The sequence below is a fragment of the Pseudorhodoplanes sp. genome, from assembly GCF_059499825.1.
Window position 1 is genome coordinate 137,139 of sequence record NZ_JCABZI010000001.1, and the last position, 26,298, is coordinate 163,436.

At 63.5% G+C, this 26,298-nt stretch carries 27 protein-coding genes; 18 read left to right on the top strand and 9 right to left on the bottom strand.

Annotated features, from left to right (window positions below):
• The 11 genes from ctaD (at position 1) to AC5I5I_RS00755 (ending at position 10,014) form a co-directional block, all read left to right on the top strand.
• Complete coding sequence (gene ctaD, locus AC5I5I_RS00705; protein WP_495969218.1) at positions 1–1,623, top strand: cytochrome c oxidase subunit I; 1,623 nt, start codon at positions 1–3, stop codon at positions 1,621–1,623.
• A gap of 40 nt (positions 1,624–1,663) precedes the next feature.
• Positions 1,664–2,629, top strand: coding sequence for a heme o synthase (locus tag AC5I5I_RS00710; protein ID WP_495969811.1), 966 nt, complete (start codon positions 1,664–1,666; stop codon positions 2,627–2,629).
• Complete coding sequence (locus AC5I5I_RS00715) at positions 2,623–2,799, top strand: cytochrome c oxidase system small membrane protein (RefSeq protein ID WP_495969220.1); 177 nt, start codon at positions 2,623–2,625, stop codon at positions 2,797–2,799. Before AC5I5I_RS00710 ends, AC5I5I_RS00715 begins: the two co-directional genes overlap by 7 nt.
• A 1-nt stretch (position 2,800) precedes the next feature.
• The gene (locus AC5I5I_RS00720) at positions 2,801–3,397 is read left to right on the top strand and encodes a cytochrome c oxidase assembly protein (protein ID WP_495969221.1); all 597 of its coding nucleotides are present in this window, start codon (positions 2,801–2,803) and stop codon (positions 3,395–3,397) included.
• Between the two features lie 101 nt (positions 3,398–3,498).
• On the top strand, positions 3,499–4,350 hold the full coding sequence (locus AC5I5I_RS00725; protein WP_495969222.1) for a cytochrome c oxidase subunit 3: 852 nt from the start codon (positions 3,499–3,501) through the stop codon (positions 4,348–4,350).
• Positions 4,351–4,522: 172 nt separating this feature from the next.
• A complete protein-coding gene (locus AC5I5I_RS00730; protein WP_495969223.1) occupies positions 4,523–4,912 on the top strand; it encodes a DUF983 domain-containing protein in 390 nt (129 codons plus the stop codon).
• On the top strand, positions 4,909–5,649 hold the full coding sequence (locus tag AC5I5I_RS00735; RefSeq protein ID WP_495969224.1) for an SURF1 family protein: 741 nt from the start codon (positions 4,909–4,911) through the stop codon (positions 5,647–5,649). Before AC5I5I_RS00730 ends, AC5I5I_RS00735 begins: the two co-directional genes overlap by 4 nt.
• Before the next feature lie 185 nt (positions 5,650–5,834).
• Positions 5,835–7,250, top strand: coding sequence for a threonine synthase (gene thrC, locus AC5I5I_RS00740; protein WP_495969226.1), 1,416 nt, complete (start codon positions 5,835–5,837; stop codon positions 7,248–7,250).
• Positions 7,247–8,518 carry a M16 family metallopeptidase gene (locus AC5I5I_RS00745; protein WP_495969227.1) on the top strand — a complete coding sequence of 424 codons (1,272 nt, stop codon included), beginning with the start codon at positions 7,247–7,249 and terminating at the stop codon, positions 8,516–8,518. The genes thrC and AC5I5I_RS00745 overlap by 4 nt, the downstream gene beginning before the upstream one ends.
• A 122-nt stretch (positions 8,519–8,640) precedes the next feature.
• Positions 8,641–9,219: a GNAT family N-acetyltransferase gene (locus AC5I5I_RS00750; protein WP_495969228.1), complete on the top strand. Its 579-nt coding sequence runs from the start codon at positions 8,641–8,643 to the stop codon at positions 9,217–9,219.
• A 168-nt stretch (positions 9,220–9,387) separates the two neighbouring features.
• Positions 9,388–10,014, top strand: a complete 627-nt coding sequence (locus AC5I5I_RS00755; protein WP_495969229.1) for a hypothetical protein — start codon at positions 9,388–9,390, stop codon at positions 10,012–10,014.
• Between the two features lie 79 nt (positions 10,015–10,093).
• On the opposite strand, the gene AC5I5I_RS00760 is transcribed toward AC5I5I_RS00755, so the two are convergent.
• From AC5I5I_RS00760 to AC5I5I_RS00785, 6 genes are all read right to left on the bottom strand, one after another.
• Positions 10,094–10,750 (bottom strand): HAD family hydrolase, encoded by a 657-nt coding sequence (locus AC5I5I_RS00760; RefSeq protein ID WP_495969230.1) that lies wholly within the window; start codon positions 10,748–10,750, stop codon positions 10,094–10,096.
• Positions 10,751–10,952: 202 nt separating this feature from the next.
• Positions 10,953–11,438 carry a F0F1 ATP synthase subunit B family protein gene (locus tag AC5I5I_RS00765; RefSeq protein ID WP_495969231.1) on the bottom strand — a complete coding sequence of 162 codons (486 nt, stop codon included), beginning with the start codon at positions 11,436–11,438 and terminating at the stop codon, positions 10,953–10,955.
• A gap of 15 nt (positions 11,439–11,453) precedes the next feature.
• On the bottom strand, positions 11,454–11,987 hold the full coding sequence (locus AC5I5I_RS00770) for a F0F1 ATP synthase subunit B (RefSeq protein WP_495969232.1): 534 nt from the start codon (positions 11,985–11,987) through the stop codon (positions 11,454–11,456).
• A 49-nt stretch (positions 11,988–12,036) separates the two neighbouring features.
• On the bottom strand, positions 12,037–12,264 hold the full coding sequence (locus AC5I5I_RS00775; protein WP_086087024.1) for a F0F1 ATP synthase subunit C: 228 nt from the start codon (positions 12,262–12,264) through the stop codon (positions 12,037–12,039).
• 57 nt (positions 12,265–12,321) lie between these two features.
• A complete protein-coding gene (locus AC5I5I_RS00780) occupies positions 12,322–13,071 on the bottom strand; it encodes a F0F1 ATP synthase subunit A (RefSeq protein WP_495969233.1) in 750 nt (249 codons plus the stop codon).
• A gap of 38 nt (positions 13,072–13,109) precedes the next feature.
• Complete coding sequence (locus AC5I5I_RS00785) at positions 13,110–13,490, bottom strand: AtpZ/AtpI family protein (RefSeq protein ID WP_495969234.1); 381 nt, start codon at positions 13,488–13,490, stop codon at positions 13,110–13,112.
• A 242-nt stretch (positions 13,491–13,732) separates the two neighbouring features.
• On the opposite strand from AC5I5I_RS00785, the gene AC5I5I_RS00790 reads away from it, so the two are divergent.
• From AC5I5I_RS00790 to AC5I5I_RS00800, 3 genes are all read left to right on the top strand, one after another.
• The gene (locus AC5I5I_RS00790; RefSeq protein WP_495969235.1) at positions 13,733–14,194 is read left to right on the top strand and encodes a hypothetical protein; all 462 of its coding nucleotides are present in this window, start codon (positions 13,733–13,735) and stop codon (positions 14,192–14,194) included.
• A 45-nt stretch (positions 14,195–14,239) separates the two neighbouring features.
• Positions 14,240–14,698: a secondary thiamine-phosphate synthase enzyme YjbQ gene (locus AC5I5I_RS00795; protein WP_495969236.1), complete on the top strand. Its 459-nt coding sequence runs from the start codon at positions 14,240–14,242 to the stop codon at positions 14,696–14,698.
• 109 nt (positions 14,699–14,807) lie between these two features.
• Complete coding sequence (locus tag AC5I5I_RS00800) at positions 14,808–15,482, top strand: response regulator (protein ID WP_495969237.1); 675 nt, start codon at positions 14,808–14,810, stop codon at positions 15,480–15,482.
• Between the two features lie 3 nt (positions 15,483–15,485).
• Here the strand turns inward: AC5I5I_RS00800 and AC5I5I_RS00805 are convergent, their stop codons facing one another.
• Positions 15,486–16,133 carry a TetR/AcrR family transcriptional regulator gene (locus AC5I5I_RS00805; RefSeq protein WP_495969238.1) on the bottom strand — a complete coding sequence of 216 codons (648 nt, stop codon included), beginning with the start codon at positions 16,131–16,133 and terminating at the stop codon, positions 15,486–15,488.
• Positions 16,134–16,305: 172 nt separating this feature from the next.
• Here AC5I5I_RS00805 and AC5I5I_RS00810 point away from each other — a divergent pair, with 172 nt between their 5' ends.
• Entirely contained in the window at positions 16,306–17,496 is a 1,191-nt protein-coding gene (locus tag AC5I5I_RS00810) for an acyl-CoA dehydrogenase family protein (protein WP_495969239.1), read from the top strand.
• Positions 17,497–17,504: 8 nt separating this feature from the next.
• On the opposite strand, the gene AC5I5I_RS00815 is transcribed toward AC5I5I_RS00810, so the two are convergent.
• A complete protein-coding gene (locus tag AC5I5I_RS00815) occupies positions 17,505–21,005 on the bottom strand; it encodes a hybrid sensor histidine kinase/response regulator (RefSeq protein ID WP_495969813.1) in 3,501 nt (1,166 codons plus the stop codon).
• A 162-nt stretch (positions 21,006–21,167) separates the two neighbouring features.
• On the opposite strand from AC5I5I_RS00815, the gene mscL reads away from it, so the two are divergent.
• The 3 genes from mscL to AC5I5I_RS00830 all read left to right on the top strand — a co-directional run bounded on the left by mscL (position 21,168) and on the right by AC5I5I_RS00830 (position 23,955).
• A complete protein-coding gene (gene mscL / locus AC5I5I_RS00820; RefSeq protein WP_495969815.1) occupies positions 21,168–21,581 on the top strand; it encodes a large conductance mechanosensitive channel protein MscL in 414 nt (137 codons plus the stop codon).
• A 143-nt stretch (positions 21,582–21,724) separates the two neighbouring features.
• Positions 21,725–22,729 carry an outer membrane protein gene (locus tag AC5I5I_RS00825; RefSeq protein WP_495969240.1) on the top strand — a complete coding sequence of 335 codons (1,005 nt, stop codon included), beginning with the start codon at positions 21,725–21,727 and terminating at the stop codon, positions 22,727–22,729.
• A gap of 32 nt (positions 22,730–22,761) precedes the next feature.
• Positions 22,762–23,955: a pyridoxal phosphate-dependent aminotransferase gene (locus tag AC5I5I_RS00830; RefSeq protein ID WP_495969241.1), complete on the top strand. Its 1,194-nt coding sequence runs from the start codon at positions 22,762–22,764 to the stop codon at positions 23,953–23,955.
• A 43-nt stretch (positions 23,956–23,998) separates the two neighbouring features.
• On the opposite strand, the gene AC5I5I_RS00835 is transcribed toward AC5I5I_RS00830, so the two are convergent.
• On the bottom strand, positions 23,999–26,209 hold the full coding sequence (locus AC5I5I_RS00835; protein WP_495969242.1) for a 3-hydroxyacyl-CoA dehydrogenase NAD-binding domain-containing protein: 2,211 nt from the start codon (positions 26,207–26,209) through the stop codon (positions 23,999–24,001).
• Positions 26,210–26,298 lie beyond the last annotated feature (89 nt).

Below are 26,298 nucleotides of genomic sequence, written 5' to 3' on the forward strand. Positions count from 1 at the left end.
ATGGCAGCAACGCCGCACACCGACGCCCATAGCGATCACCATGCGCATGACGCGCATGACCATCCGACCGGATGGCGGCGCTACGTCTATTCGACCAACCACAAGGACATCGGCACGATGTATCTGTGGTTCGCGATCTTTGCGGGCGTGGTCGGCGGCATCCTGTCGATCGCGATGCGGCTGGAACTGCAAAATCCCGGCATGCAAATATTCGCTGACGCGCATATGTTCAATGTCTTCACGACCGCGCACGGCCTGATCATGATCTTCTTCATGGTGATGCCGGCGATGATCGGCGGTTTCGGCAACTGGATCGTACCGTTGATGATCGGGGCGCCGGACATGGCGTTCCCGCGCATGAACAACATCTCGTTCTGGCTGCTGCCGGCCTCATTCGCGCTGCTGATCATCTCGCTGTTTGTCGAAGGCGAACCGGGCGCTGCCGGCGTCGGCGGCGGCTGGACCCTGTACGCGCCGCTGTCGACCAGCGGCCATCCCGGACCTGCAGTGGACTTCGCCATCCTGTCGCTGCATCTCGCGGGCGCCTCGTCGATCCTCGGCGCCATCAACTTCATCACCACGATCCTGAACATGCGCGCGCCGGGCATGACCCTGCACAAGATGCCGCTGTTCGTGTGGTCGATCCTGGTGACCGTGTTCCTGTTGCTGCTGGCGCTGCCTGTGCTCGCAGGCGCGATCACCATGCTGCTGACCGACCGCAATTTCGGCACCACCTTCTTCTCGCCTGACGGCGGCGGCGATCCGATCCTGTATCAGCATCTGTTCTGGTTCTTCGGACATCCGGAAGTCTACATCCTCATTCTTCCGGGCTTCGGCATTGCCAGCCAGATCATCGCCACCTTCGCGCGCAAGCCCGTGTTCGGCTATCTCGGCATGGCCTATGCGATGGTCGCGATCGGCGGCATCGGCTTCATCGTGTGGGCGCACCACATGTATACGGTCGGCATGAACACCGCGACGCAGGCCTATTTCGTCGCGGCAACCATGGTCATCGCGGTGCCCACCGGCGTGAAGATCTTCTCCTGGATCGCCACCATGTGGGGCGGGTCGATCGAATTCCGCACCCCGATGCTGTGGGCCGTCGGAATGATATTCCTGTTTACGCTCGGCGGCGTCACCGGCGTCGTGCTCGCGAATGCCGGCGTCGACCGCTCCATGCACGACACCTATTACGTGGTGGCGCACTTCCACTACGTGCTGTCGATGGGCGCGGTGTTCACGATCTTTGCCGGCTGGTACTACTGGTTCCCGAAATTCTTCGGCTACATGTACAGCGAAACCATCGGCAAGCTGCATTTCTGGGTGACCTTCATCGGCGTCAACATCCTGTTCTTCCCGCAGCACTTCCTCGGTCTCGCCGGCATGCCGCGCCGCATCGCCGATTATCCGGACGCCTATGCTGGCTGGAACTATGTGTCGTCGATCGGCTCCTACATCTCGGCGCTCGGCCTGCTGATTTTCTTCTACGGTCTGGTCACCGCGTTCATGCGCAAGGAGAAGGCGGCAGACAATCCGTGGGGTCCCGGTGCCACCACGCTGGAATGGACGCTGTCGTCGCCGCCGCCGTTCCATCAGTTCGAAGTCCTGCCGAAGATCAAGTGATCTTCGGCAGCTCCTGACCGAGTAAACGCTGACAATGTCGATGAAAGCCGATACCGCGCCCCTGCCCTCGCCGCTTCCTGCGGCAGAGGCGGGTGCGCATCCCGGACCGAGCCTGGCGACGCCGCGCGACTATTTCGAGCTTCTGAAGCCGCGCGTCATGTCCCTGGTCGTGTTCACGGCGCTCGTCGGCATGGTGGCCGCGCCCGGCCATATGAATCCGGTGATGGGCTTCACCGCGCTGCTGTTCATTGCCATCGGCGCGGGCGCCTCCGGCGCGCTCAACATGTGGTACGAGTCCGATCTCGACGCCAAGATGTCGCGAACCTCGAAGCGTCCGATCCCGCAGGGCATTATCCAGCGCGGCGAGGTGCTCGGCTTTGCGATGTTCCTCGCCGTCTTTTCCGTGCTGGCGATGGGATTGCTGATCAATATCCTGTCGGCCGCGCTGCTCGCTTTCACCATCGTCTTCTATGCCGCGATCTACTCGATGTGGCTGAAGCCTTCGACCCCGCAGAACATCGTGATCGGAGGCGCCGCCGGCGCCTTTCCGCCGGTGATCGGCTGGGCCGCGGCGACCGGCAGTATCGCGCTCGAACCGGTCGTGATGTTCCTCATCATCTTTGTCTGGACGCCGCCGCATTTCTGGGCCCTGGCGCTGCTGCGCGCCGACGAATATGCGCGTGCCGGCGTTCCCATGCTCCCGGTGGTCGCCGGCGACGCCGAGACCCGCCGCCAGATCGTTCTTTATTCCTGGCTGCTGGCCCCGGTCGGTGTCCTGCCATGGTTGCTCGGCTATTCAGGATTGCTCTATGGCGCAGTCGCGCTGGTAGGCGGCGCTCTGTTCGTCGCCGCAGCCGTGCGTCTGCGTAACGCCGCCGCAGGCGAAGCCACCGAACAGGCCGCGAAGGCCCTTTTCGGCTACTCGATCCTGTATCTCGTTCTGCTGTTTGCCGTGCTGCTTGTCGAGAAGAGCGCTGGCTGGTCGTTCGGGCAACTCGTATGGTGAGCGCCGTGACCGATCAGAACGACCAGGACGGCATCGTCCTTACGCCGGAGCAGAAGCGGGCTCGCCGCCAGCGTTCGGTCGCGCTCGCGGTGCTGCTTGGTGTCCTTGTTGTCCTCTTCTATGTCGTGACGCTGACCAAGGGTCCCGGCATCCTGAACAGGCCGTTGTGACATGAACGCGCAGCCCCGCAGCCGTACGCCAGTTCGCGACGTCGTCGTTGCAGGAGCGTGCGGCGCGTTTGTTGCCTTGATGGTCGGCGCGGCCTATGCCGCGGTTCCGCTCTATGACTGGTTCTGCCGCGTGACCGGCTTCAACGGCACCACCCAGGTCGCGACCGGTGCGCCGGGACAGATGTTGGATCGCACGGTGACGGTGCGCTTCGATGCCAATATCGCTCCCGGCCTGCCGTGGAAATTCACCCCAGAGCGCAATGAAATCCAGGCGCGGCTCGGCGAAGTCGTAACCGTCGATTACACCGTCACCAATATGGTGGCGCGCGAGACCCACGGGGTCGCGGGCTACAACGTGACGCCGCTGAGTTGGGGCGCGTATTTCCACAAGATCAATTGCTTCTGCTTCACCGAGCAGACGATGAAGCCGGGCGAGACCCGTGACATGACGGTCGTGTTCTATGTCGACCCGGCGCTTGCGACTGACCCGGACGCGCAGGGCAACCTGAGCATGACACTGTCGTACACGTTTTACCCGCAGCGCACGCCGCAGCGGCCGGTTGCACAATCCGGCGCGGCGCCCGCGGGGCGCATCTAGAAGCTGATTTCCGATAGCGGGACACCGCCTCGGAAATCACGCTCAACGTTAAACGCTCGGCGCCCATCGCGCCGAAAAGGACTGAGACGGAGACTGAAGAGATGGCTGGGGGTCATACCAAGCATCACGATTATCATCTCGTGAATCCGAGCCCGTGGCCGGTGATCGGCTCGATCTCCGCGTTCGTCATGGCGGTCGGCGCGATTTTCTGGATGCACAAGACGTTCGCGCTGGCGCCGCTGGTGTTCGCAGCCGGCCTGCTCGGCGTGCTCTACACCATGATCGGGTGGTGGCGCGACGTCATCAATGAAGCCGAGCACGGCGATCACACCCGCGTGGTTCAGCTTCACCACCGCTACGGCATGATCCTGTTCATCGCCTCCGAGGTGATGTTCTTCGTCGCCTGGTTCTGGGCTTATTTCAACGTCGCGCTGTTTCCGGGCGACGTACAGCAATTTCTTCGCGCCGAATCGATCGGTGGGGTGTGGCCGCCGAAAAATATCGAGACCTTCGATCCCTGGCATTTGCCTCTGCTCAACACACTGATCCTGCTCACCTCCGGCACCACGGTGACCTGGGCGCACCACGCACTGCTGGAAGGCGACCGGGAAGGCGTCAAGAAGGGACTCTGGCTGACGGTCATCCTGGGCGCCCTGTTCACCTGCGTACAGGCCTACGAATATGGCCACGCCGCCTTCTCCTTCTCGGGCAACATCTACGGCGCCACCTTCTACATGGCGACCGGCTTCCACGGCTTCCATGTGCTGATCGGCACGATCTTCCTGATCGTGTGCCTGGCACGCGTCTATGCCGGGCAGTTCACGCCCAAGCAGCATCTCGGCTTCGAATTCGCCGCCTGGTACTGGCATTTCGTCGACGTGGTGTGGATTTTCCTGTTCGCCTGCATCTATGTCTGGGGCGCGGGCCATCACTTCGCGGGAGTAGCCCCTTAAGCGGGGGCACCCGGAAAAGGCGGCTTCGGCCGCCTTTTTCTTTGCCTCGGCCATGGTCGGGCTTGTCCCTGCCATCCGCGTCTTACATTAGGGCATGAGACCAGACGTGGATCCCGGCAGGCTCACTGCCGGGCTAACCGGCAGCCTTTCCCGTGCCGGGACAGGAACAGCAATGACCGAACCCTCTGTCGTTACCGTTGCCCTCAGCTGCCGCTGTCCACGATGCGGCAAGGGCAAGCTGTTTCAGGGCTTCCTGGCGCTGCGCCCGCGCTGCGACTCCTGCGGCCTCGATTACGGCACCTTCGATTCCGGTGACGGTCCGGCGGTCTTCATCATTCTGGCGGCAGGCTTCGTCGTCGTTTTTGCTGCTCTCGCGGTTGAAGTCCTCTACCAGCCGCCATTCTGGCTGCACGCTGCTTTGTGGCTGCCGCTCATTCTCGCCACCACGCTGCTGCCTCTGCGCCCAATCAAGGCGCTGATGATCGCGCTTCAATATCGCCACAAGGCCGCCGAAGGCCGGCTGGAAATGCGAGAGCCCGGGGCTCGCGGACCAAAGCCGTGACCGCCGCGCTGCGTCCCTACTGGCAACGATTGATCGTTCCGGGCATCTTCACAGCGATCAGCCTTGCCATACTGATCTCGCTCGGGATGTGGCAGCTTCAGCGCAAGGCGTGGAAGGAAGGCCTGATCGCGACGCTCGACGCGCAGTTGGCGGCCGCGCCCGCCCCGCTGGCGCCGGCGTCGCAATGGGCCGGGATGACGCGGGACAATTCGGAATTTCGCCGGGTGACCCTGCGCGCGGACTTCTCCGCCGGTGCGAAGCCTGTCTATCTCTATACCGGCGCATCCGCCCTGCGCGCCGACGTGAAGCAGCCGGGATATTTCGTTTTCGTGCCCGCGAAGCTGCCGGATGGCGGAACGGTGGTCGTCAATCGCGGCTATGTACCGGTCGACCGCAAGACCGAGCCGGAAGCCGGTGCGATCGAGATCACCGGCTACGTCCGCTGGCCGGAAACACCAGGCTTGTTTGTGGCTGAGCATGACGCTGCCGGTGACATCTGGTTCGTTCGCGATCCGGCGGCGATGGCGAAGCTTCGGGGCTGGGGCGCAGTTGCGCCGTTTTACATCGATCAGGAAGCACCAGTTCCGCCGGGCGGTTACCCGAAGCCCGGACCGCTGACCGTCAGACTGAAGAACGACCACCTCGGCTATGCCATCACCTGGTTCGGTCTCGCCGCGTCACTTGTTGCGGTCTTGCTCGGCTGGGCAATCCGAGAACGGTATAATAAGGCCGCATGAATTATCGGATATCGGTATTATAAAACCGTAATTGACGGCCAGCCTTCCTTGTAGAAGCGCCGCCGAAGCACTAGTCTAATGGCCGGCCCGGCGTTTCCAGAGTTCTGGAAATCTCCAGCAAATCAATATCTTAAGTACCGATCGCCTGTGGATAAGACCGCGCGCGGCGGGCTCGAGGACCGGCATTGCAATACGTTTCGACACGCGGCGAAGCCCCGGTGCTTGGCTTCATCGATGTGACGCTCGCGGGCCTTGCCCGCGACGGCGGGCTCTATGTGCCGCAATCCTGGCCGACGCTTTCGGACGACACAATCGCCGGCTTCGCCGGCAAGCCCTATGCCGAGGTTGCGGTCGAGGTGATCCGGCCGTTCGTCGGCGATCAGATCACGTCCCATCAGCTCTCGCGCATCGCCCGCGAGGCCTATGGCACCTTCCGGCACCCGGCCGTGGCGCCGCTGTCGCAGATCGATGCCAATACCTTCCTGCTCGAGCTGTTTCACGGGCCGACCCTCGCCTTCAAGGATCTGGCGATGCAGTTCCTGGCGCGGCTGATGGATCACGCGCTGGAACAGCGCGGCGAACGCGTCACCATCGCCGTTGCCACCTCCGGCGATACCGGCGGCGCCGCGGTCGAGGCGTTTCGCGGCCGCAACCGCATCGACCTTGTGGTGCTGTTTCCGGAAGGCCGCGTCTCCGACGTGCAGCGCCGGATGATGACGACCGCCGACGACGCCAATATCCACGCGGTCTCGGTCCAGGGCAATTTCGACGATTGTCAGGCCCTGGTGAAGGGCATGTTCAATCACCACGCCTTCGCCGATCGGGTGCGGCTGGCCGGCGTCAACTCGATCAACTGGGCGCGGATTGTGGCGCAGGCGGTGTATTATTTCACCGCCGCGGCCGCGCTCGGCGCCCCGCGTCGCAAGGTCGCCTTCACCGTGCCGACCGGCAATTTCGGCGATATTTTCGCAGGCCACGTCGCCCGCAGCATGGGCCTGCCGATCGACAGGCTGGTGATCGCGACCAACGTCAACGACATCCTGGTGCGTACCCTGACAACCGGCGCCTACGAGCCGCGCGGGGTGGTCGCGACCTCGTCGCCCTCGATGGACATTCAGGTCTCCTCCAATTTCGAGCGGCTGCTATTCGAAGCTTACCGGCGCGACGGCGCGGCGATCCGCGCGCTGATGAACAGCTTCGCGCAGTCGAAGCGCTTCGAGATCGCGGACGGACCTCTGGCCGGTATCCGTGCAGGCTTCGCCGCCGGGCGCGCCGATGAGGAAGAGGTCGCCGCCACCATGCGCTCGGCCTTGCGGGAGACCGGCCATTTCGTCGATCCGCACACCGCCGTCGGCATCGCAGTCGCCGAGAAAGAGCCGCACGATCCGGCATTGCCGATGGTGGTGCTGTCCACGGCGCATGCGGCAAAATTCCCGGATGCGGTCGAGGCCGCCTGCGGCGCGCGTCCGCCCTTGCCGGAGTGGCTGTCCGGCCTGAACGAGCGGCGTGAGCACATGACGGTGCTGCCGAACGACCAGAAAGAAATCGAAACGTTTGTTCTTGCGGCCTCACGGGCCGCGCGTGAAGGAGCTGCCGCATGAGCGTCGAAGTCACCCGTTTGCCATCCGGACTGACCGTCGTGACGGATGCGATGCCGCATCTCGAAACCGCTTCGCTCGGCGTGTGGGTCGGCGCCGGCAGCCGTGACGAACTGGGCGACGAGCACGGCATCTCGCATCTGCTCGAGCATATGGCCTTCAAGGGCACCAAGCTGCGCACCGCGCGCCAGATCGCCGAGCAGATCGAAGCCGTCGGCGGCGATCTCAACGCTGCAACCTCGATCGAAACCACGACCTATTATGCCCGCGTGCTGAAGGCCGACGTGCCGCTCGCGCTCGACGTGCTGTCCGACATCCTGTCGAGCCCGGCCTTCGATCCGGAGGAATTATCGCGCGAGCAGAATGTCATCATTCAGGAAATCGGCGCGGCAGAGGATACTCCGGACGATATCGTGTTCGACCATCTGCAGCGCTGCGCGTTTCCGGATCAGGCGATCGGACGCCCTATTCTCGGCACCCGCGAGAGCGTCCGCTCCATCAACGCCAACCGGCTGCGCCATTACCTCGCACGCAATTACAGCGGACCCGACATGGTCGTCGCCGCCTCCGGCTCGGTCGATCACGGCATGATCGTTGACGAGGCGCAGCGGCTGTTCGGCGGCTTCGGCGGCGCGGACCGCCACACCCGAGAACCCGCGCGCTTTGTCGGGGGCACCTATATCGAACGCCAGGATCTCGAACAGGCCCATCTCGCGCTGGCGATGGAAGGATTGCCGCAGCGTCATCCGCAATTGTTCGCGCTGCAGGTGTTCGCCAACATCCTGGGCGGCGGCATGTCATCGCGGCTGTTCCAGGAGGTACGGGAAATCCGCGGCCTTTGCTATTCGATTTCCAGCTTCCACATGGCCTATTCCGACACCGGTTTCTTCGGAATCTATGCCGGCACCGACGACAATGATGCGCCGGAACTGGTGCAGGTGGTGATCGATCAGCTCGAACGCGCCGTGACCTCGATCACCGAGGAAGAACTTCATCGCGCCAAGGCCCAGATGAAGGCGAGCCTGTTGATGGCGCTGGAAAGTTCGGGCGCCCGGGCCGAGCAGATTGCGCGCCAGATGATGGTCTATGGCCGCCCGTTGCCGTTGCCCGAAATCGTTGCCAAAATCGAGGCGGTGACGGTCGAGAGCACGCAGGCCGCCGGACTTGCGCTCCTCGCTCGCAGCCGGCTCGCCATTGCCGGACTCGGGCCGGGCCGCGGCGTTGAGCGTGCCGCGGAGATCGTGGAGAATTTCGCCCGCGCTGCGGCGTAGTGCGGGGTTGGAGGACACAGACCGTTTCGCCGTTCATCCCGGGGACAGCGGCAATCCAGCATAATCATTCCCGGGACCCGGCCTCCGCGGGGACGAGCGGTGCGAGAGGCGCCGCGGAAACCATGGCCTTCTTCCGATCCATTCAGCTGAGCGAAACCCATCCGATCGTACAGGGCGACGGGGTTTATCTGCGCGCACCGCAGATGGCCGATTTCAATGCCTGGGCATCGCTTCGGGAGAGAAGCCGCGACTTCCTGGTCCCGTGGGAGCCGACGTGGCCGGATGACGATCTCACCCGATCCTCTTTCCGGCGCAGGCTGCGGCGCTACGCCGAAGACACGCGCTGCGATCAGGCCTATGCGTTTCTGCTCTTCCGCAGGGACGACAACGCGCTGCTTGGCGGCATCACGCTGACCAATGTCAGGCGGGGCGTGGCCCAGTCCGGCAGCATGGGCTACTGGGTCGGTGCTCCCTTCGCGGCTCAGGGCTACATGCGGCGCGGCGTTTCCGCCCTGGTTCCGTTTGCCTTCGACGTACTTCGCCTGCACCGGGTCGAAGCCGCCTGCATTCCGACCAACCAGCCCTCGATCCGGCTGCTGGAGGGCTCCGGTTTCACGCGCGAAGGCTATGCCCGCGAGTATCTCTGCATCAACGGATTGTGGCAGGACCACCTGCTCTATGCGCGGCTGCGCAGCGATTAACCAACGCGGCCGATGGCGGCCGGATCATGCCTTGGGCTGGCCATCGTTCCCGGGCTATAACGTCCCGGGGATTTTGGGTTCCGTCCGCCTGCGGACAGGCCAGAACAGCCGGGCTACAGATTTATGCGTCGGGGACCAGGCAGCAACGACCGCCAGATTATCAGCCTCGTGTCACTTGCCACGTTGACGCTGGCGCTCGCCGCTTGCTCGTCATCGGGCGGCGGCGACGGGACGTCCTTTGGGGAGCGCTTCAGCCAAGCCCTGACGAGCGGCACCCCTACCGCACCTGCTCCCGCCGCGACCACGGGAGCCACCACCAATCTCGATACTTGCCCGAACGTGGATATCCGTCGGGGCGCCGGCACCATCGCGATCAACACGAATTCGCGCGATCCATCGGCGATGCAGCTGCGCTATCAGATCTCGGTCGGACAGACGGCGCGCGAATGCGCCAATGTAGCCGGCAACCTCCAGATCAAGGTCGGTATGCAGGGGCGGGTCGTGCTCGGTCCCGCGGGGACGCCGGGGGCGATCGAGGTCCCCATCCGCTACGCGCTGGTGGAAGAGGGTCCACAGGCAAAGACCGTGTATTCCAAGCTCTACCGCGTGCCGGTGAGCGTCGGCGAAGGCCAGAACAGCGTGGCCTTCACCCATATCGAGGAAGCGATGTCGGTGCCGATGCCGTCACCGGCTGTCTTCGACCGCTATGTCATCTATGTCGGCTTCGATCCGCTCGGCTCAGCGCAGGAGCGGCAACCCGCGAAGAAGAAACGACCGGCGAAGACGGGCTCCTAGTGGAGCGGGTCCGCCGAAAAAGCGACGCGGACGTTAGAAGCGGGACACCAGACCTCTGCCCGCGAAAGCGACGACAGCATCAAAACCCACGCAACTGAGTGACGGTTGCCTTGAGCGCGCGCATATCGGCAATCACCGCTTTTGCGCCGGCCTGCTCGAGCTTGCCCGGCAGATCCTCGCCGACATGGCTTCCGCCGACGAAACCGATCGCCGTCATTCCGGCGGCGACAGCCGCGCTCACACCGGCCGGAGAATCCTCCACCACGATGCAGTCCTTCGGCTGAATGCCCATCTGGCTCGCCACATGCAAAAACAAATCCGGCGCTGGCTTGCCGTTGGCAACATCGTTGGCCGAAAACAGATTTCCGCCGAAAAACCGCGTCAGCTCGGTCGCATCGAGGCTGATCTTTACCCGGTCGAGGCCGGAAGAGGACGCGACGCATTTCGGACCGCGCAACCAGCTCAACGCATGGGCGACATGCGGGATCGTGCGGACCTCCTGGCTCAGCCGGACCAGCGTCGCGGCCGAAAGGACAGATGCGAATTTGGGCGGCAGCTGCACCCCGGCCGCCTTCTCAACTTCGACAATCATGTCCGCCGGGCGCCGTCCGGTGAAATATCGCGCCACCATCTCCTGCGTCATATTGATCCCGGCGCGCTGAAACGCCTCCGCCGCGACAGTGGTCGCGATCGCCTCGGAATCCACCAGGACACCATTGCAGTCGAAGATGATCATGAAAGGATGACCAGCGGAGACAGGGATATTACTCCCTTCGGAGCGAATCGGGCACCCAGATTACGGAAGCATTGCAAGGCTCGGGCCCACCTGCCCATCGCCGAACACATTGTTGCGCACAGGAATCGCGTTATTCCCACGCGCCCATGGCTATTCTGAGACTCGTGTTTCCGGAACGTTGAACAGGCGACCGAAGCGGCCGTCAATTCAGCTTCTTTTTGACGTCGTCGATGCCGCGCGCGACCAATTGATCGGCCAGTGCCCCTTTGGCAGCCAGCGTCATCACCTTTTCAGCGGCGGTGGCCGCCACATCGGCGGCGATGCTGCGCACATCGGCCAGTGCCTGAGACTCGGCCTGGGCGATCTTGGATTCCGCCATCTTGGTGCGGCGCGCGACGAATTCCTCGAGCTTGGCGTGCGCCTCGGCGGCGAGCCGCTCGGCATCGGCCTTGGCCCCCTCGATGATCGCAGCCGCCTCTTGCTCGGCATTGGCGGTCTTCCGCTTGTACTCGGCAAGCAGCGCCGCAGCCTCCTGCTTCAGGCGGGAGGCATCTTCGAGTTCTGCCTTGATGCGCGCTGCGCGCCCATCCAGAGTCGACAGGATCGTCTTGTGGGCGCCGGCATAGACGACGACCAGGCCAAACATCACGAAAGCCGCGGCGACCCAAAACTCCGCTGTCATCAGCATCGGCGTGCTCTCTTCCTAGCGCTTCAGCGTTTGATCGACCGCATCGGACACCGACTTGCTGTCCGGTTTGCTGCCGAGCAAGCGCTCGACGATCGCGCCCGCGGCGTCGGTAGCGATCGCACGAACATTGCCCATCGCCGCCGTTTTGGTCTGGGCGATGGTCGCCTCGGCCGATTGCAGCCGGGCATTCAGATCGGCCTCGACCGTTTTGCGGCGCTGATCGGCTTCGGCCATCAGCTTGTCGCGGGTCTGACCGGCCAATGACTGCGCATTGGCGCGGGCATCGGCCAGCGTCTTTTCATAGCCCGAGATCGCCGCGTCGGTCTCGTCCTTGAGCTTCTGCGCGGCAGCCAGATCGCCAGCGATCCGGTCGGCCCGCGCAGCCACGATCTCGCCGACGCGCGGCAGCGCGACACGCGACATCAGCACATAGAGAAGCACAAAGGCGATCGCGAACCAGAGCAACTGGGACGCGAATGTCTCCGAATTGAACGGCGGAAACGGAGGTTTCGCGCCGCCCGGAGCCTGTGTGGTCGCTAGCGTGATCATCTGATTATCCGGACGGCCCGCGCCATGGCGCGGGCCTGCTTAAGCCATATCAGACTGCGAACAGCAGCAGCAGCGCGATCAGCAGCGAGAAGATGCCGAGCGCTTCGGTCACGGCGAAGCCGAAAATCAGGTTGCCGAACTGGCCCTGAGCGGCCGACGGATTGCGCAGCGCCGAACCCAGAAAGTTCGCGAAGATGTTGCCGACGCCGACGCCGGCGAGGCCCATGCCCAGACAGGCAATGCCGGCGCCAATATATTTCGCTGCAACGGGATCCATGAACTTTCTCCTTTGGATGGATGACTGTTTTTCGGGATGGGTGATTGGCTGGCAGGCCTAGTGGCCCGGATGAATGGCGTCGTTGATATAGATGCAGGTCAGGATGGTGAAGACGTAGGCCTGCAGGAACGCGACCAGGAATTCGAGTGCGGTGAGCGCGACCGTCATGCCGAGCGGCAGAACCGCGCCAAGCCAGCCGAGAATGCCGAGACCGGCCAGCATCGGGACGAAGCTGGCAAAGACCTTCAGCGTGATGTGGCCGGCGAACACGTTCGCGAACAGACGCACCGAGTGTGACAGCGGCCGCGACAGGAACGAGATCACCTCGATCAGGACGATCAGCGGCATGATGTAGATCGGGATGCCGCTTGGCACGAATAGCTTCAGGAATTTCGCGCCGTTCTTGTAGAAGCCATAGACCAGCACCGTCAGGAACACGATCATCGCCAGCGCCACCGTGACGATGATGTGGCTGGTGACCGTGAAGGTGCCGGGAATCATGCCGAGCATGTTCGCGAACAGGATGAAGGTGAAGAGCGTGAAGACCAGCGGGAAGAACTTCATGCCCTCCTTGCCGGCCGAACTTCGCAACATGTCCGCGACGAATTCATAGGTCAGTTCGGCGACCGACTGCATCCGTCCCGGAACCACGGCGCGGCTGGCGGTCGCGCCGATCATCAGCGCGGAAACGCCGGCGACCGCAAGCAGCATGAACAGCGCGGAATTGGTGAAAGCGATTTCCTGCCCGCCGATCTGACCAAGGGTGGCGAACTTCTTGATTTCAAACTGTGAGATCGGGTCGGCCATGGCATCCAGTCATCAGTTCAAGCGAAACCGGTCAGGCTTCACGGTTTGTCGGCATTGCCACCGGGGAGCTTGCTCGGAGCAACCACCCCGGCTGCGCGCATCACATTGAGCACGCCCGCCACGAAGCCGAGCAGCAGAAACACGATCAGTCCTAGGGGCGAAAGCCCGGTCAGCCAATCGAATCCCCAGCCGATAATCGCTCCCACGATTACACCCGCGACCAATTCCGTGGAGAGGCGAAACCCCTTCGCCATCGCCTGCGGATCGGACACGTATTTTCCGGAGTCGTTTTCGGCCGGCTTCGGTTGCCCGGCTTTGCCGAGCTTCGCGCCAAGTCCTTCAAGCCTCGCGGAGAGAGCGGATTCTTCGGAGTTTCGGTCCGCCGATCCCTTGTCCTTGTCGCGCGCGCCGCCAGCCATGCTTTCGACACTCGCGTCGGGAAGACAATCGAACGCCCTGATACCCTCAAAATCGCGCGGACCATACTGAGACGACCCTGTCGAGTCAAGAAACGCTGTGCACTGCGCAATGGATCAAAATCCAAGCGATTCCATTGGCTTATATGGCTGACGGAATGGCCCCTGCGGGCTTCTGCCCGCGACTTTCGACGGAGCCATCCGCGATGCTAGAACAAAACGATCCGCGACCGGAGAATCCTGCCATGTTCCGCCTCCTTGCCGTGCCGTTGGCGCTCCTCCTGTCCAGCCTGCCGTTGACCGCATCGGCGCAGACTGGCGCGCCCGACACCGAGAATGGCCGCTATTCCTTCAGCCGCGTGGATGACGGGCATCTGCGGCTCGACCAGCGCACCGGCCAGGTTTCGATCTGCACCCGCCGGGATATCGGCTGGTCCTGTCACCCGGTCCCGGACGAGCGGGCGGCGCTGGAGGAGGAGATTGCGCGTCTGCAGCGCGACAATGCGACGCTGAAGAAGGAAATGCTGGCACGGGGCATCACGCCACCCGGTGGCTCGACGGCGCCGGCACCCTCCCCGACCGATAAGCCGGCCCTGAAGCTGCCAAGCGATGCGGAGCTCGACCGCGCCATGGCCGCGATGGAACGGATCTGGAAGCGGCTGGTCGATATGGTCCAGCGCTGGCAGCGCGAGATGACCCCGATTTGAGGGGCCGCTGCCGGACGATTTTGCCGTCAAAACGGGACCGAGCGCGTGGGCCTGTCCGCCATCACAACCGTCACCCCTGACGTCATTGCCACCGCCGAACTCAGCGTCGGCACCCCGGGCGAAGGCTTTCTCGATATCACAGCCGATATTCGGCACTTCATCGCCAAAGCCCGCGCGCGAGACGGCACGGCGATGCTGTTCCTGCGCCACACCTCGGCCTCTCTGACGATCCAGGAAAATGCCGACCCGGACGTGCTGCGCGATCTGGTGTCGGCCCTGCGCCATCTGGCGCCGCGCGATTTCGGCTGGATTCACGACAGCGAGGGCCCCGATGACATGCCGGCTCATGTCCGCACCATGCTGACCGGCGTTTCGCTGCAGATTCCGGTGCTCGGCGGAGAGCTGCAGCTTGGAACCTGGCAGGGCGTCTATCTGGTGGAGCACCGTGCGAGACCTCATCGCCGGCAGATCGTGCTGCAGTTTGCCGGCAGCCGCGTTGACTAATCCCAAGGCAAATCTCTCGACTCCGGCGAAAATGTTGTAAACTCGTCACATGCCGCGCCGTGGGGTGCGGTAGAGCGCGGCCTTTGGGCGCGAGAGGATAGACTCGAGAGTGACCGACACCACGCTCTACCGGCTGGTCATTGCCGATGACCATCCGCTGTTCCGCGGGGCCTTGCGCGAGGCCGTGAGCGGCATGTTTGCGCGTGTCGAATTCTCCGAAGCCGGATCCTTCGACGAGGTGTCGAAGCTTCTGGATGCCGGCGCCGATGTCGACCTGATCCTGCTCGATCTGTCGATGCCGGGCGTGCGCGGATTTTCCGGGCTGATGTATCTGCGCGCGCAATATCCCGGCGTTCCGGTCGTGGTCGTCTCCGGTAATGACGACCCTGCGGTGATTCGACGCTGCATGGATTTCGGCGCGTCCGGCTTCATTCCGAAAACCCTCGACACCGACGGCATGCGCGCTGCGATCTCGACAGTGCTCAAGGGCGGGATATGGACCCCGCCGGATGTCGATCTCGAGGCTGGCAACGACGCCGAAACCGCGGCCTTGCTGTCACGGCTGGCGACGCTGACGCCGCAACAGGTTCGCGTGCTGATGATGCTGTCGGAGGGCCTGCTCAACAAGCAGATCGCCTACGAGCTATCGGTCTCGGAGGCGACCGTGAAGGCGCATGTCTCCGCGATCCTGCAGAAGCTTGGGGTCGAAAGCCGGACCCAGGCCGTGATCGCCGCCTCCCGCATCGAGCTTGGCCAATGGCCGCCGGCGCTGGTGGAGCAATAAACCTTATTCCCGCGGCAAGTCCGGGCAGGGCCGGCGGGCGATTTCCCAGGCTTCGGCTCGCGACACGCCAACCATTCCAAGCAGGTTGACCACCGCCTCGTCGATCTTTCCGGCGGCGAGTTTCCCGTCGCAGACCGCGAGACTGACTCCCACGATCGCATGGGTCGCCTGACGCCACGCCATTTCCGGATCTTCAACCTGATAACGCCCTGCCGCTACCGCGTTGCGGAGATCGCGGATCGCATACGGGCCCATCACGCGATACATCGCGTCGGCGATCACTTCGGAACGGCGGAGCAGCCAGCTCCAGCGACGGTCGGTTGTCGCGGCCTTCATGACGTTGCGGATACCGAAGGCATAGACCTGTCCGGGATCGTCGAAGGTGTCGGTGACGGCTTCGATGCGTCGGGCGAGACGATCCATCACCTCCTCCATGACCCGCATGGCCAGGTCATCCTTGGAGGCGAAGTAATTATAGACGGTCCCGGCGCCGACATCGGCCAGATCCGCGATCTCCGACATGGTGGCGGCGTCGATGCCCTTCTCCGCCATCACCGAATGCGCGGCCTCGACCAACGCCTGCAGGTTGCGACGCTTGCGACGCGCATTTCGCGTTTCCGATTCCTGAGCCTGCGCCATGGTGCGGTTCATCTGTGAGCGCTGTTCATATCAGAGCCGGCGTGAAGCGTCGCCACGGCGCTGGCAGAAATATGATTGACATTCATTTATGGCTATAGTTCATTTTTGTGGATGCCCCGGTCAACAGGGGCACCGAGGAACGCACCAACGACCGCAAGACGGTCGAGCCATGAAGGAGGGCGCCGTGGCGCAACACTTTCCCAGACAGCCGGAAGCCAAGCGCGCGATGCTGCTCGATGCCGTGGCGGACATCGGTCCGATCCTCAGCGCGTCGGGCGCACGCAGCGAAGAACAGAACTCGCTTGCACCGGAAGCGGTGTCCGCGTTGCGCGACGCCGGAATGTTCAAACTCAAGCTCGCATCCGACATGGGCGGCGCAGAAGCCGATCCGCTGACGGAAATGCTGGTGCTGGAAGAACTCGCCTATCACGACCTGACAAGCGGCTGGTGCACCATGGTCGGCGCGACTGCGATTGCGTCACTCGGAACGTTCCTGCCGCAATCGGGCCTCGACAAGGTTTTCAAGAACGGCGACGTGCCGACCGCGTCGATCTCGTTCTTTCCTGCAGGCCAGGCCACCCGCAAGGATAGCGGCGGTTATCGCGTCAGCGGACGCTGGCGCTTCAACAGCGGCATCCGTCATGCCGAATGGGTGCTGGGCGGCACGGTGGTGACGAACAGCGACAACGGCAATGGCGGACCCATCGTCATGTTTTCCGCCTTTCCGGCGGCCGACGTGACGCTCCACGACAATTGGGGCGGGGTGACCGGATTGCGCGGCACCGGCTCGGTCGATTTTTCCGTGCAGGATTATGATCTCCCGGAGGATCAGACCTTCGTGTGGGACCTGATGCATCCGCAGCCGCTGCGCGGCGGACCGTCCTATCGCTTGCCACCCTTCAGCTACGTCGCCAAGGAGCACGGCAGCGTGGCGCTGGGCGGCGCGCGGCGTGCGCTCGATGAACTGGTGAAGATCGCCACCACGACACGGGGGACATTCCGGTCGTCCAAACTCGACGAACGGCAAATCGTGCATCGCTTCATAGGCGAAGCCGATCTCAAATTAAGGGCCGCACGGGCGCTTATGCACGAGCGATACGATCAGCTGTGGCGGAAGGTGAATGCCGGAGGCGAGCCCGACGGTCCTGACATCGCCGACGTACGGGCAATCTGCGTTTACGCCACCGACGTCGCAATCGAGGTTGCGACCATGGCCTATCACTTCGCGGGCAATACCGGTCTGCATCATCCGCATGTGATCGGACGGCTGCTGCGCGACATCAACACCGCCGGCATCCATCAGGTGATGAGCGATACTGCGTATGAAAATCACGGCAAGTATCGGCTTGGCCTGCCGGCCGATCCGCTGGCCTGAGGGTCAGCCTACTCCGCAGCGGTCGCGTGCTGGATCCGCCATTGCGCGAGCAGCGCGCGCAATGCCGCCGGTTTCACCGGCTTGTTGACGATCGGCACATCGCGTGCCCTCGCCTCGTCGCGCACCGGCGGCGTGCGGTCGGCGGTAATCAGGATCGCCGGCAAGTCCGCGCCGAAGCGCTTGCGGATTTCGACGATCGCGTCGATCCCGTTGCCGTTATCGAGGTGGTAGTCGACCAGGAGACCGCTCAGGATCGGCTTTACCGACTCGATGGCCGCGATCGCGGACGGCAAATCCGATGCCTTCAGCACCTGACAACCCCATCCGCCCAGCAGCGCTTCCATGCCGTCGAGGATCTGCGGATCGTTGTCGATGCATAAAACCGCCATGCCCGCCAGTTGTGCGGGATCGGCCCGCACCGGGCTGCGACGCGGGCTGCCCGCGCTGACCGCTGCGGCCACCGGGACCTCCACCGAAAACACCGAGCCGCGATCGGGCTCCGATTTCACACGCACCGGGTGCTCCAACACGCGGCTGATGCGCTCCACGATCGAGAGCCCAAGCCCGAGCCCGCGCGCAACCTTCGCGCCCTCCTGCAGGCGATGGAATTCACGAAAGATCGCACGCATCTGCGACGCGGGAATCCCGAGGCCGGAATCGTGCACTTCAACCCGCAACGCCCCGTTCTGCCTCCGGCATCCGACCAGGACGCGGCCCCTGGGCGTGTATTTGATCGCATTCGAGATCAGGTTCTGCAGCAGCCGGCGCAACAGGCGGCGATCGGAGCGTACCGTCGCGCCGGCGAGCACGAAGGTGAGGTCGAGGCCGCGCTCGCGCGCCATCGGTGCGAATTCGACTTCGAGCTGACGCATCACCTCGTCGATCCGGAACGAGCTGTGTTCCGGCTTCATCGCGCCGGTGTCGAGCCGCGAGATATCCAGCAAGGCGCCGAAGATTTCCTCCACCGCGTCGAGCGACGCATCGATATTGCCGACCAGCTTGCCGTCTTCGCCAAGACCTTGCCCTTGGCCCTGCCGCTCCACCAGCGACGTGACATAGAGCCTCGCCGCATTGAGCGGCTGCAGGATGTCGTGGCTTGCGGCGGCGAGGAAGCGCGTCTTCGAGATATTCGCCTCTTCGGCATCGGCCTTGGCGCGCACCAGTTCCGCGTTCAGCCGCGTCAACTCGGTGGTGCGCTCGCGCACCCGCTGCTCAAGGGCCTCGGCCGCCTCGACGCTTGGCGTCACATCGGTGAAAGTCGTGACGATGCCGCCGCCCGGCATCTGGTTGGCGCGCACCTCGAGCACCAGCCCGCGCGCGGCGAAGCGCTCGATAAACGGCTCCGATCCCGCCGCATAGCGCTGCATCCGCTCGGCGACCTGCGCCTCGATGTCGCCGGTCCCGAACACGCCACGCTCGGCATGCAATCGCAGGATCTCGTCCAGCCGCGTGCCGATCCCGATCATGTCGCGCGGCAGATCGAGGATTTCGCCGAAGGTCCGGTTCCAGCAGATGAGTTGCAGGTCGTTGTCGAACACGGCGATGCCTTCGCTGACGTGCTCGAGCGCGGTCTGCAGGATTTCCCGGTTATAGTGGATCGCGGCATTGGCATCGTCGAGCAGCTTCAACGCAGCGCGTGTCGACACCGTGCGCTTGCGCAGCAGCAGCGACAACACCAGCCGCGACGACGCCGCGCCGATCGCAGATGAAAGCAGATGCTCGGCATGCTGCAACAGCTGGAAATCGGCCGAACTTCCGGGCGACAGATCGATGCGCTTGGCGGCGGCAAAACTCTCGAAAGACGAGCGGGTGCGCTCCTGGCCGATATAGCGGGCCACCGCGGTGGTGAGTTCGTCCACCGTAACGGCCGAGCGCCACAGCCGGAAGCTCGGCGCGGGCGCCGCATCCGGCACGAACAGATCGGCCTGCACGCGCTCGATCGCCTCAGGTGCACGGCTGAGTGAAAAACCGATATAGGCAATGATGTTGAGCGCCAGGCTCCAGAACACGCCATGCGCCAGTTGCGGCAGATCGAGTCCGAAAAGGGCGGTCGGCCGCAGGAACCAGATGCCGAACGGCCCATCGGCGAGAACCGAGGCACTGACCAGCCCGCTACCTGCGGCGCTCGGCAACAGCAAGGTGTAAATCCACGCGAGGATACCGACCGTAAGGCCGGCAATCGCACCGCGCGCTGTCCCTTGCCGCCAGAACAGGCCGCCGAAGAAAGCCGGCGCAAGCTGCGCCACGGCGGCGAAAGACAGAAGCCCGATCGCCGCGAGCTGGGCGTCACCGACGGCGCGATAATAAAGATAGGCGAGCACCAGGATCAGGAAGATCGCAATCCTGCGGATCCGCAGCAGCAATTCGCCGACATCGCCACGACCAGTGATGAGTTGCGAGCGCCTCTTCAGGAAGAAGGGCACCACCAGATCGTTCGACACCATGATCGCGAGTGCGACCGATTCCACGATCACCATCGCGGTCGCCGCCGACAGGCCACCGATGAAAGCCGCAATTGTGAAGAACGACGCATTGGCGGAGAGCGGCAGCGCCAGCACGAACATGTCGCTGTCGACCTGGCCCGGCTGGAAGGTGAGCAGGCCGGCGAGTGCAATCGGCACCACGAACAGATTGATCAGCACGAGATAGAGCGGGAACAGCCAGCGCGCGCGCTTGATCTCGGCTTCCGAATGGTTCTCCACCACCGTCACATGGAATTGCCGCGGCAGCAGGATGATCGCCACCGTCGACAGCAGCGTCATCGCGATCACGGTCGAGAAACTCGGCGCCGTGGTCAGCACCGCGGCGGTGTCGGGCCGCGCCAGCGCGCGCGAGAACAGATCGCCCGGGCCGTCGAACATCCAGTAGGTGACGAACAACCCGACCCCGAGAAATGCCGCGAGCTTGACGATGGATTCGGTCGCGATCGCCAGCATCAGGCCGTCCTGATGTTCGGTCGCATCGATATGCCGGGTGCCGAACAGGATCGCGAAAGCTGCCATCGCCAGCGCCACCAGAAGCGCGGTGTCGCCGAGCGCGCTCGGCGTGAAGCCCGGCGCCACATGTACGAACACGGTCCCGAACATCGCTGACACGGCTTTCAGCTGCAGCGCGATATACGGGATCGTTCCGACGATCGCGATCAGCGCCACAAGCGCCGCCACTGATTGACGCTTGCCGTAGCGCGCGGCGATGAAGTCGGCGATCGACGTGATGTTCTGGCTCTTGGCGAGCCGCACGATCCGCAGCACGAGCGGCGTGCACAATCCGATCATCAGGATCGGACCGACATAGATGGTCAGGAAGTCGAAGCCCGATTTCGAGGCGAGCCCGACCGACCCGAAGAAGGTCCATGAGGTGCAATAGATCGCCAGACAGAGCGGATAGATCAGAAGTCGCGAGCGGTCCCCGCGCGCGAGCGTCCGCAACCGGTCGCCATAGCTCGCAACAACGAACAGGAGGCCGATATAGGCGAGCGCAATCGCGATAACGACCCAGCCTTGCAGCATCATGGTCTTCGCCCGTTTTCGGGCCGCTCCAGCATCTCCGGCCGACAAAACATCACAATTTCCGGTTCATGGCTACCGCCGGCCCGCCCTCCCCGCTTTGCCTGGCCCCGCGCGAGGCCCTATCGTTAACGGGTCGATGGAGAGGAGCCACGCATGAAGAAAATGCTGACCGAGTTTCGCGAGTTCGCCGTCAAGGGAAATGTGGTCGATCTCGCGATCGGCGTGATCATCGGCGCGGCATTCGGCCGGATCGTCGAGTCGCTGGTCGGGGACATGATCATGCCCATTTTCGGCGCCCTCGGCGGACTCGATTTTTCGAACTATTTTCTCGCGCTGTCGAAGGACGTGACAGCCACCAATCTGGCCGACGCCAAAAAGCAGGGCGCGGTGATTGCCTGGGGACATTTCCTCACCGTCGCAATCAATTTCGCGATCGTCGCGGGGGCGCTTTTCCTGGTGGTGAAAGGGATCAACATTCTGCGTCGCCAGCAAGCCGCGGCACCGGAGAAGGTCGAACCGCCAAAGCAGGAGAAGCTGTTGGAAGAAATCCGCGACCTGTTGGCCAAAAAAACCTGACTCAAGCAAAGTTCCGCTGACGGGCGAGTTGATACCCGCGCGCAACACCCGTGGACAGCGGTGCCGGCACAACCCTCAACGGCGGATTTACGCTGTTTCCGAGCGGTAAAATTCTCTAGCCTCCCTCGGGAACTTCTGGGGGAATGGCTATGGTCCGTATTGTATTTGCGGCCGCACTTCTTGCGGCATCGATGATGTCCCTCACGCCGTCGGCGCATGCAACGCTCTCGCTCGACGATGTCTTGGCACGGCTCGATACGCTGGAAAAAGAGAATGCCACCCTGCGCAAGCGGGTGCAGAAGCTCGAGGCCACCGGACGCGAGCGGCCGGTTGTCGCCTCACTCCCGGCATCTGCGCCCCGTGCAGCGTCGGCCGCGCCCCGCGTCGCGTCCCCCGCGGGCGCAACACTTTCGCCGGCGGCCAGTCAGGCCTATGCCTCAGCCCCGGTCTTCGAGCAGCCGCGCAGTTGGACCGGGTTTTATCTCGGTGCCTCGGGCGGCATGCGACGCGAGGACCACACCTGGACGACAAACTCCTTCGGGGGCATCTTCTCGGCCATCCCGAACAGTCAGGACTTCAACGATACCACGGCGAGGTTCGGTGGATTTGTCGGATACAATTTCCAGATCGGTCCCAAACTCGTGGCAGGCATCGAAGGTGACTTCGCCTGGGGCAAGACATCGACCGGAACCAGCCATGGGATCCCCGGCACGGGTGGCTTGCCGATCCCGATCATGTTGAATGACACGAGTTCCTTCGAGACCAATTGGGATGCAAGCCTCCGCGCGCGCATCGGAGCGCTCATCACCCCGGATACGCTCGTGTATCTCACCGGCGGCGCGGCCTGGCAGCGGGTCAAGGCGCAAGCGACCTGCGACGCGAGCTTCTCGCCCGTGTGCTTCACCAAGAGCCTTGCCGAGACAACGAGCGATACCCTGACCGGCTGGACATTTGGCGGCGGCATCGAATCCGTGCTGGCGGGCGCATGGACTGGCCGCATCGAATACCGCTACGCGCAATACGGAGATTTCAATCACCTATTCATGCCGCAGCCCGGCTGCCTTTGCGACGGCAATCTCGACACCAGCATCAGCCTCGCGACCCATACTTTCATCGCGGGTCTGGCCTATAAGTTCGGGGGATATTGACGCGGGAGGCGGAAAGGCGTCACCACGATGCGGTGACAACTGCGCCCGACCATTCCGCCGACCCGGCCGCCCTGATCGCAGCCTTGCGCGCCCCCGCGCGCGAGGCGCCGGTCAGCGGTATCGTCGAGATCATGAAATACGGCCGGGCGCGCGGCGGCGTCATGGGCCTGTGGGCTGGCGAAGGCGATACGCCCACGCCGGCCTTCATTGTCGAGGCGGCGAACCGCGCGCTGGCCGCCGGCGAGACCTTCTATACATGGCAGCGCGGCCTCCCCGATCTGCGCGAGGCGCTGGCGCGCTACCACACGCGGCTTTATGGCCGCACGTTCTCGGCCGAGGAATTCTTCATCACCGGCTCCGGCATGCAGGCGATCCAGATCACGCTGGCCATGACCGCGACCGCCGGCAGCGAAGTCATCATCCCGACGCCGGCCTGGCCGAACGCAGCCGGCGCCACCGGTCTTGTCGGCGCGCATCCCGTCGAACTGCCGATGACGTTCGGCAATGCCGGCTGGACTCTGGATATGGAGCGGATGTCAGCCGCAGTCACCGACCGCACGCGCGTGATCGTGATGGTCACGCCATCCAATCCGACCGGCTGGACCGCATCACATGACGATCTGCGCGCCGTGCTCGCGCTGGCACGGCAGCGCGGCCTCTGGATCGTCGCCGACGAAACCTATGCGCGCTTCTGGTACGGCGAGGGCAATCGCGCGCCGTCCTTTCTCGACATCATGGCGCCGGACGATCGCATCCTGTTCGTCAACACGTTTTCGAAGAACTGGTGCATGACCGGCTGGCGGATGGGCTGGATCATGGCGCATCCGTCGCTCGGCCAGGTGGTCGAGAACATGATCCAGTATTCGACCTCGGGCGTCGCTCAATTCATGCAGCGCGCCGGCGTGGTGGCACTGGACCGCGGCGAGGAATTCGTCGCGCAACAGGTCGCACGCGCCCGTGCCAGCCGCGACATTGCCTGCGACATTCTGGGCAAGACCGGCCGCTGCCGGTTCACGCCGCCGCAAGGCGCATTTTATCTGTTCTTCGCGGTGGATGGCGAGCCCGACAGCGAAAAGCTGGCGCGCCGGCTAGTCGACGAAGCGCAGGTCGGCTTGGCACCCGGCACGGCCTTCGGCGATGGCGGCAAACATTTCCTGCGGCTTTGCTTTGCGCGCGAGCCGAAGCAAATCCGGGACGCGTGCGAGCGGATCGCGCGGGTGTTGTGACGCTGCCCTCCCCCTCCCCACAATGGGGAGGGAAATAAGAGACCTAAGCCGCCGCCTTCTCGGCGCCGCTTGCAAACCGTCCGTAAAACGTCTCGCCCTTCGCCGCGAGATCGCGCAGCAGCGCGTTCGGTGCAAAGCGCGCACCGCACTTCTTCTCCAGCGCCTCACATAATGAAACGAAGTTTTTCATGCCCATGAAATCGATATAGGAGAGCGTGCCACCGGTGAACGGCGCAAAGCCGAATCCGAGGATGGAGCCGACATCCGCTTCGCGCACGTCGGTCAGCACACCCTCCTCGAAGCAGCGCGCCGTTTCCAGCGCCTGGATGACCAGCATCCTCTGCTTCAGCTCCTCGACATCGATGGTGTCGGGATCGAGCGTGGTCTGCTGCAAATCGGCAAGGCCAGGCCACAATGTCTTCTGGCCCTTCTCGGGATAATCGTAGAAGCCCTTGCCGTTCTTGCGGCCGAGGCGGCCGTGCTTTTCGACCATCGCTTGCAGCAAGGCCTTCTGGCGCGGATCGATAGCATCGCTGCCGAGATCGATTTCGGTCGCCTTCAGGATCTTCCACGCCAGATCGACCGCGACTTCATCGTTCAATGACAAAGGCCCGACCGGCATGCCGGCGATGCGCCCGAGATTCTCGATCATCGCGGCCGGGACGCCTTCCATCAGCATCAGATGGCCTTCGCGGATATAGGTGCCGACCACCCGCGAGGTGTAGAAGCCGCGCGAATCGTTGACCACGATCGGCGTCTTCCTGATCGCGCGCACGAAATCCAGCGCCATTGCCAGCGCCTCGTCGCCGGTCTGCTTGCCCATGATGATCTCGACCAGCATCATGCGCTCCACCGGCGAGAAGAAATGAATGCCGATGAATTTCGTGGGATCCTTCGCGCTTTCCGCCAACGAGGAAATCGGCAACGTCGAGGTGTTGGAGCCGAACACCACGTCCGGCACGATGGCCTGCGCTTTCGCAATCGCCTCGGTCTTCACCTTGCGATCCTCGAACACCGCCTCTATCACCAGGTCACAGCCCTTCAGCATGGCGTAATCGGGTGTCGCGGTGATCCGCTCCAGCAGGGCATCGCGTGCGGCGGCATTGCCGCGCCCGCGGTTGATCTGCTCGGTCATCAGCTTGTGCGACAGCGCCTTGCCCTTGTCGGCGGATTCCTGGTCGCGGTCGATCAGCACCACCTCGAGCCCCGCCTGCGCGCTGACATACGCGATGCCGGCGCCCATGAAGCCCGCACCGATGATGCCGACCTTCTTCAGCTTCGTCGCCGGAACATTGGCCGGACGCCGCGCGCCCTTGTTCAACTCGCCCATCGACACGAACAACGTGCGGATCATCGCTGCGGCTTCCTTCGAGCGCAGGATATGCGCGAAGTAGCGCGACTCGACGGTCAGCGCCTGATCGAACGGCAATTGCAGGCCGTCGAACACCACCTGCATGATCGCGCGCGCCGCCGGATAATTATCGTAGGTCTGTTTGCGATAGAGCGCGCTGGCTGGAGAGAACACCATCATTCCGGCCTTCGACCACACCAGACCGCCGGGATTTTTGAAGCCCTTCACGTCCCAGGGTGCGACCGGCTTGCCGCCAGCCTTGATCCAGTCCTTGGCGGCGGTCATCAGATCGGCCGCAGGCACCACATTGTCGATCAGCTTCATGCCCTTGGCACGCGCGACCTTGAGTTGCTCGCCCTTGGCCAAAAATTGTAGCGCATCGGCCGGCAGCATCATGCGCGAGATACGGGTGGTGCCGCCCGCACCGGGAAACAGGCCGATCTTGATTTCAGGCAAGCCAACGCGAGCCTTGTCGTTGTCGGCCGCCACGCGATGGTGACAGGCGAGGCACAATTCGAGCCCGCCGCCCAGGGCCGTGCCGTTGATCGCTGCGACCCACGGCTTGCCGCAGGTCTCGATCCGCCGGTAGAGCTGCGACAATTTGCGGCTTTGTTCGAACAGCATCCTCGCCGCCGCTTCCTCGCCCTGCGACCTGACCATCTGTTCGAACGTCGCCGACATGGTCTTCAGCAGCGCCAGATCGGCGCCGGCGCAGAAGGTGTCCTTGCCCGAGGTGATGACGACACCCTTAACCGTGTCGTCGGCGGTCGTTTTTTCCACGATGGCGGACAGTTCCTCGATCACCGCCATGTCGATGACATTCATCGCGCGGCCGGGCGCATCCCACATGACAGTCGCGATGCCATCGGCGTCGGTATCGAGTTTGAAAGTTCCATCACTCATGGCCGGGTTCCATCTTGTTCCGGTGCAGTGGATTAACAGGTTCGCAATCGGCTCCGCATAGCGTCGATGCGAAGTCGAAATCTCCAGGT

Coding starts and splice junctions, on each gene's coding strand:
- ctaD (WP_495969218.1), top strand. CDS start 1: ATGGCAGCAACGCCGCACACCGACGCCCATAGCGATCACCATGCGCAT.
- AC5I5I_RS00710 (WP_495969811.1), top strand. CDS start 1,664: ATGAAAGCCGATACCGCGCCCCTGCCCTCGCCGCTTCCTGCGGCAGAG.
- AC5I5I_RS00715 (WP_495969220.1), top strand. CDS start 2,623: ATGGTGAGCGCCGTGACCGATCAGAACGACCAGGACGGCATCGTCCTT.
- AC5I5I_RS00720 (WP_495969221.1), top strand. CDS start 2,801: ATGAACGCGCAGCCCCGCAGCCGTACGCCAGTTCGCGACGTCGTCGTT.
- AC5I5I_RS00725 (WP_495969222.1), top strand. CDS start 3,499: ATGGCTGGGGGTCATACCAAGCATCACGATTATCATCTCGTGAATCCG.
- AC5I5I_RS00730 (WP_495969223.1), top strand. CDS start 4,523: ATGACCGAACCCTCTGTCGTTACCGTTGCCCTCAGCTGCCGCTGTCCA.
- AC5I5I_RS00745 (WP_495969227.1), top strand. CDS start 7,247: ATGAGCGTCGAAGTCACCCGTTTGCCATCCGGACTGACCGTCGTGACG.
- AC5I5I_RS00750 (WP_495969228.1), top strand. CDS start 8,641: ATGGCCTTCTTCCGATCCATTCAGCTGAGCGAAACCCATCCGATCGTA.
- AC5I5I_RS00760 (WP_495969230.1), bottom strand. CDS start 10,750: ATGATCATCTTCGACTGCAATGGTGTCCTGGTGGATTCCGAGGCGATC.
- AC5I5I_RS00765 (WP_495969231.1), bottom strand. CDS start 11,438: ATGCTGATGACAGCGGAGTTTTGGGTCGCCGCGGCTTTCGTGATGTTT.
- AC5I5I_RS00770 (WP_495969232.1), bottom strand. CDS start 11,987: ATGATCACGCTAGCGACCACACAGGCTCCGGGCGGCGCGAAACCTCCG.
- AC5I5I_RS00775 (WP_086087024.1), bottom strand. CDS start 12,264: ATGGATCCCGTTGCAGCGAAATATATTGGCGCCGGCATTGCCTGTCTG.
- AC5I5I_RS00780 (WP_495969233.1), bottom strand. CDS start 13,071: ATGGCCGACCCGATCTCACAGTTTGAAATCAAGAAGTTCGCCACCCTT.
- AC5I5I_RS00785 (WP_495969234.1), bottom strand. CDS start 13,490: ATGGCTGGCGGCGCGCGCGACAAGGACAAGGGATCGGCGGACCGAAAC.
- AC5I5I_RS00790 (WP_495969235.1), top strand. CDS start 13,733: ATGTTCCGCCTCCTTGCCGTGCCGTTGGCGCTCCTCCTGTCCAGCCTG.
- AC5I5I_RS00805 (WP_495969238.1), bottom strand. CDS start 16,133: ATGAACCGCACCATGGCGCAGGCTCAGGAATCGGAAACGCGAAATGCG.
- AC5I5I_RS00815 (WP_495969813.1), bottom strand. CDS start 21,005: ATGCTGCAAGGCTGGGTCGTTATCGCGATTGCGCTCGCCTATATCGGC.
- mscL (WP_495969815.1), top strand. CDS start 21,168: ATGCTGACCGAGTTTCGCGAGTTCGCCGTCAAGGGAAATGTGGTCGAT.
- AC5I5I_RS00825 (WP_495969240.1), top strand. CDS start 21,725: ATGGCTATGGTCCGTATTGTATTTGCGGCCGCACTTCTTGCGGCATCG.
- AC5I5I_RS00835 (WP_495969242.1), bottom strand. CDS start 26,209: ATGAGTGATGGAACTTTCAAACTCGATACCGACGCCGATGGCATCGCG.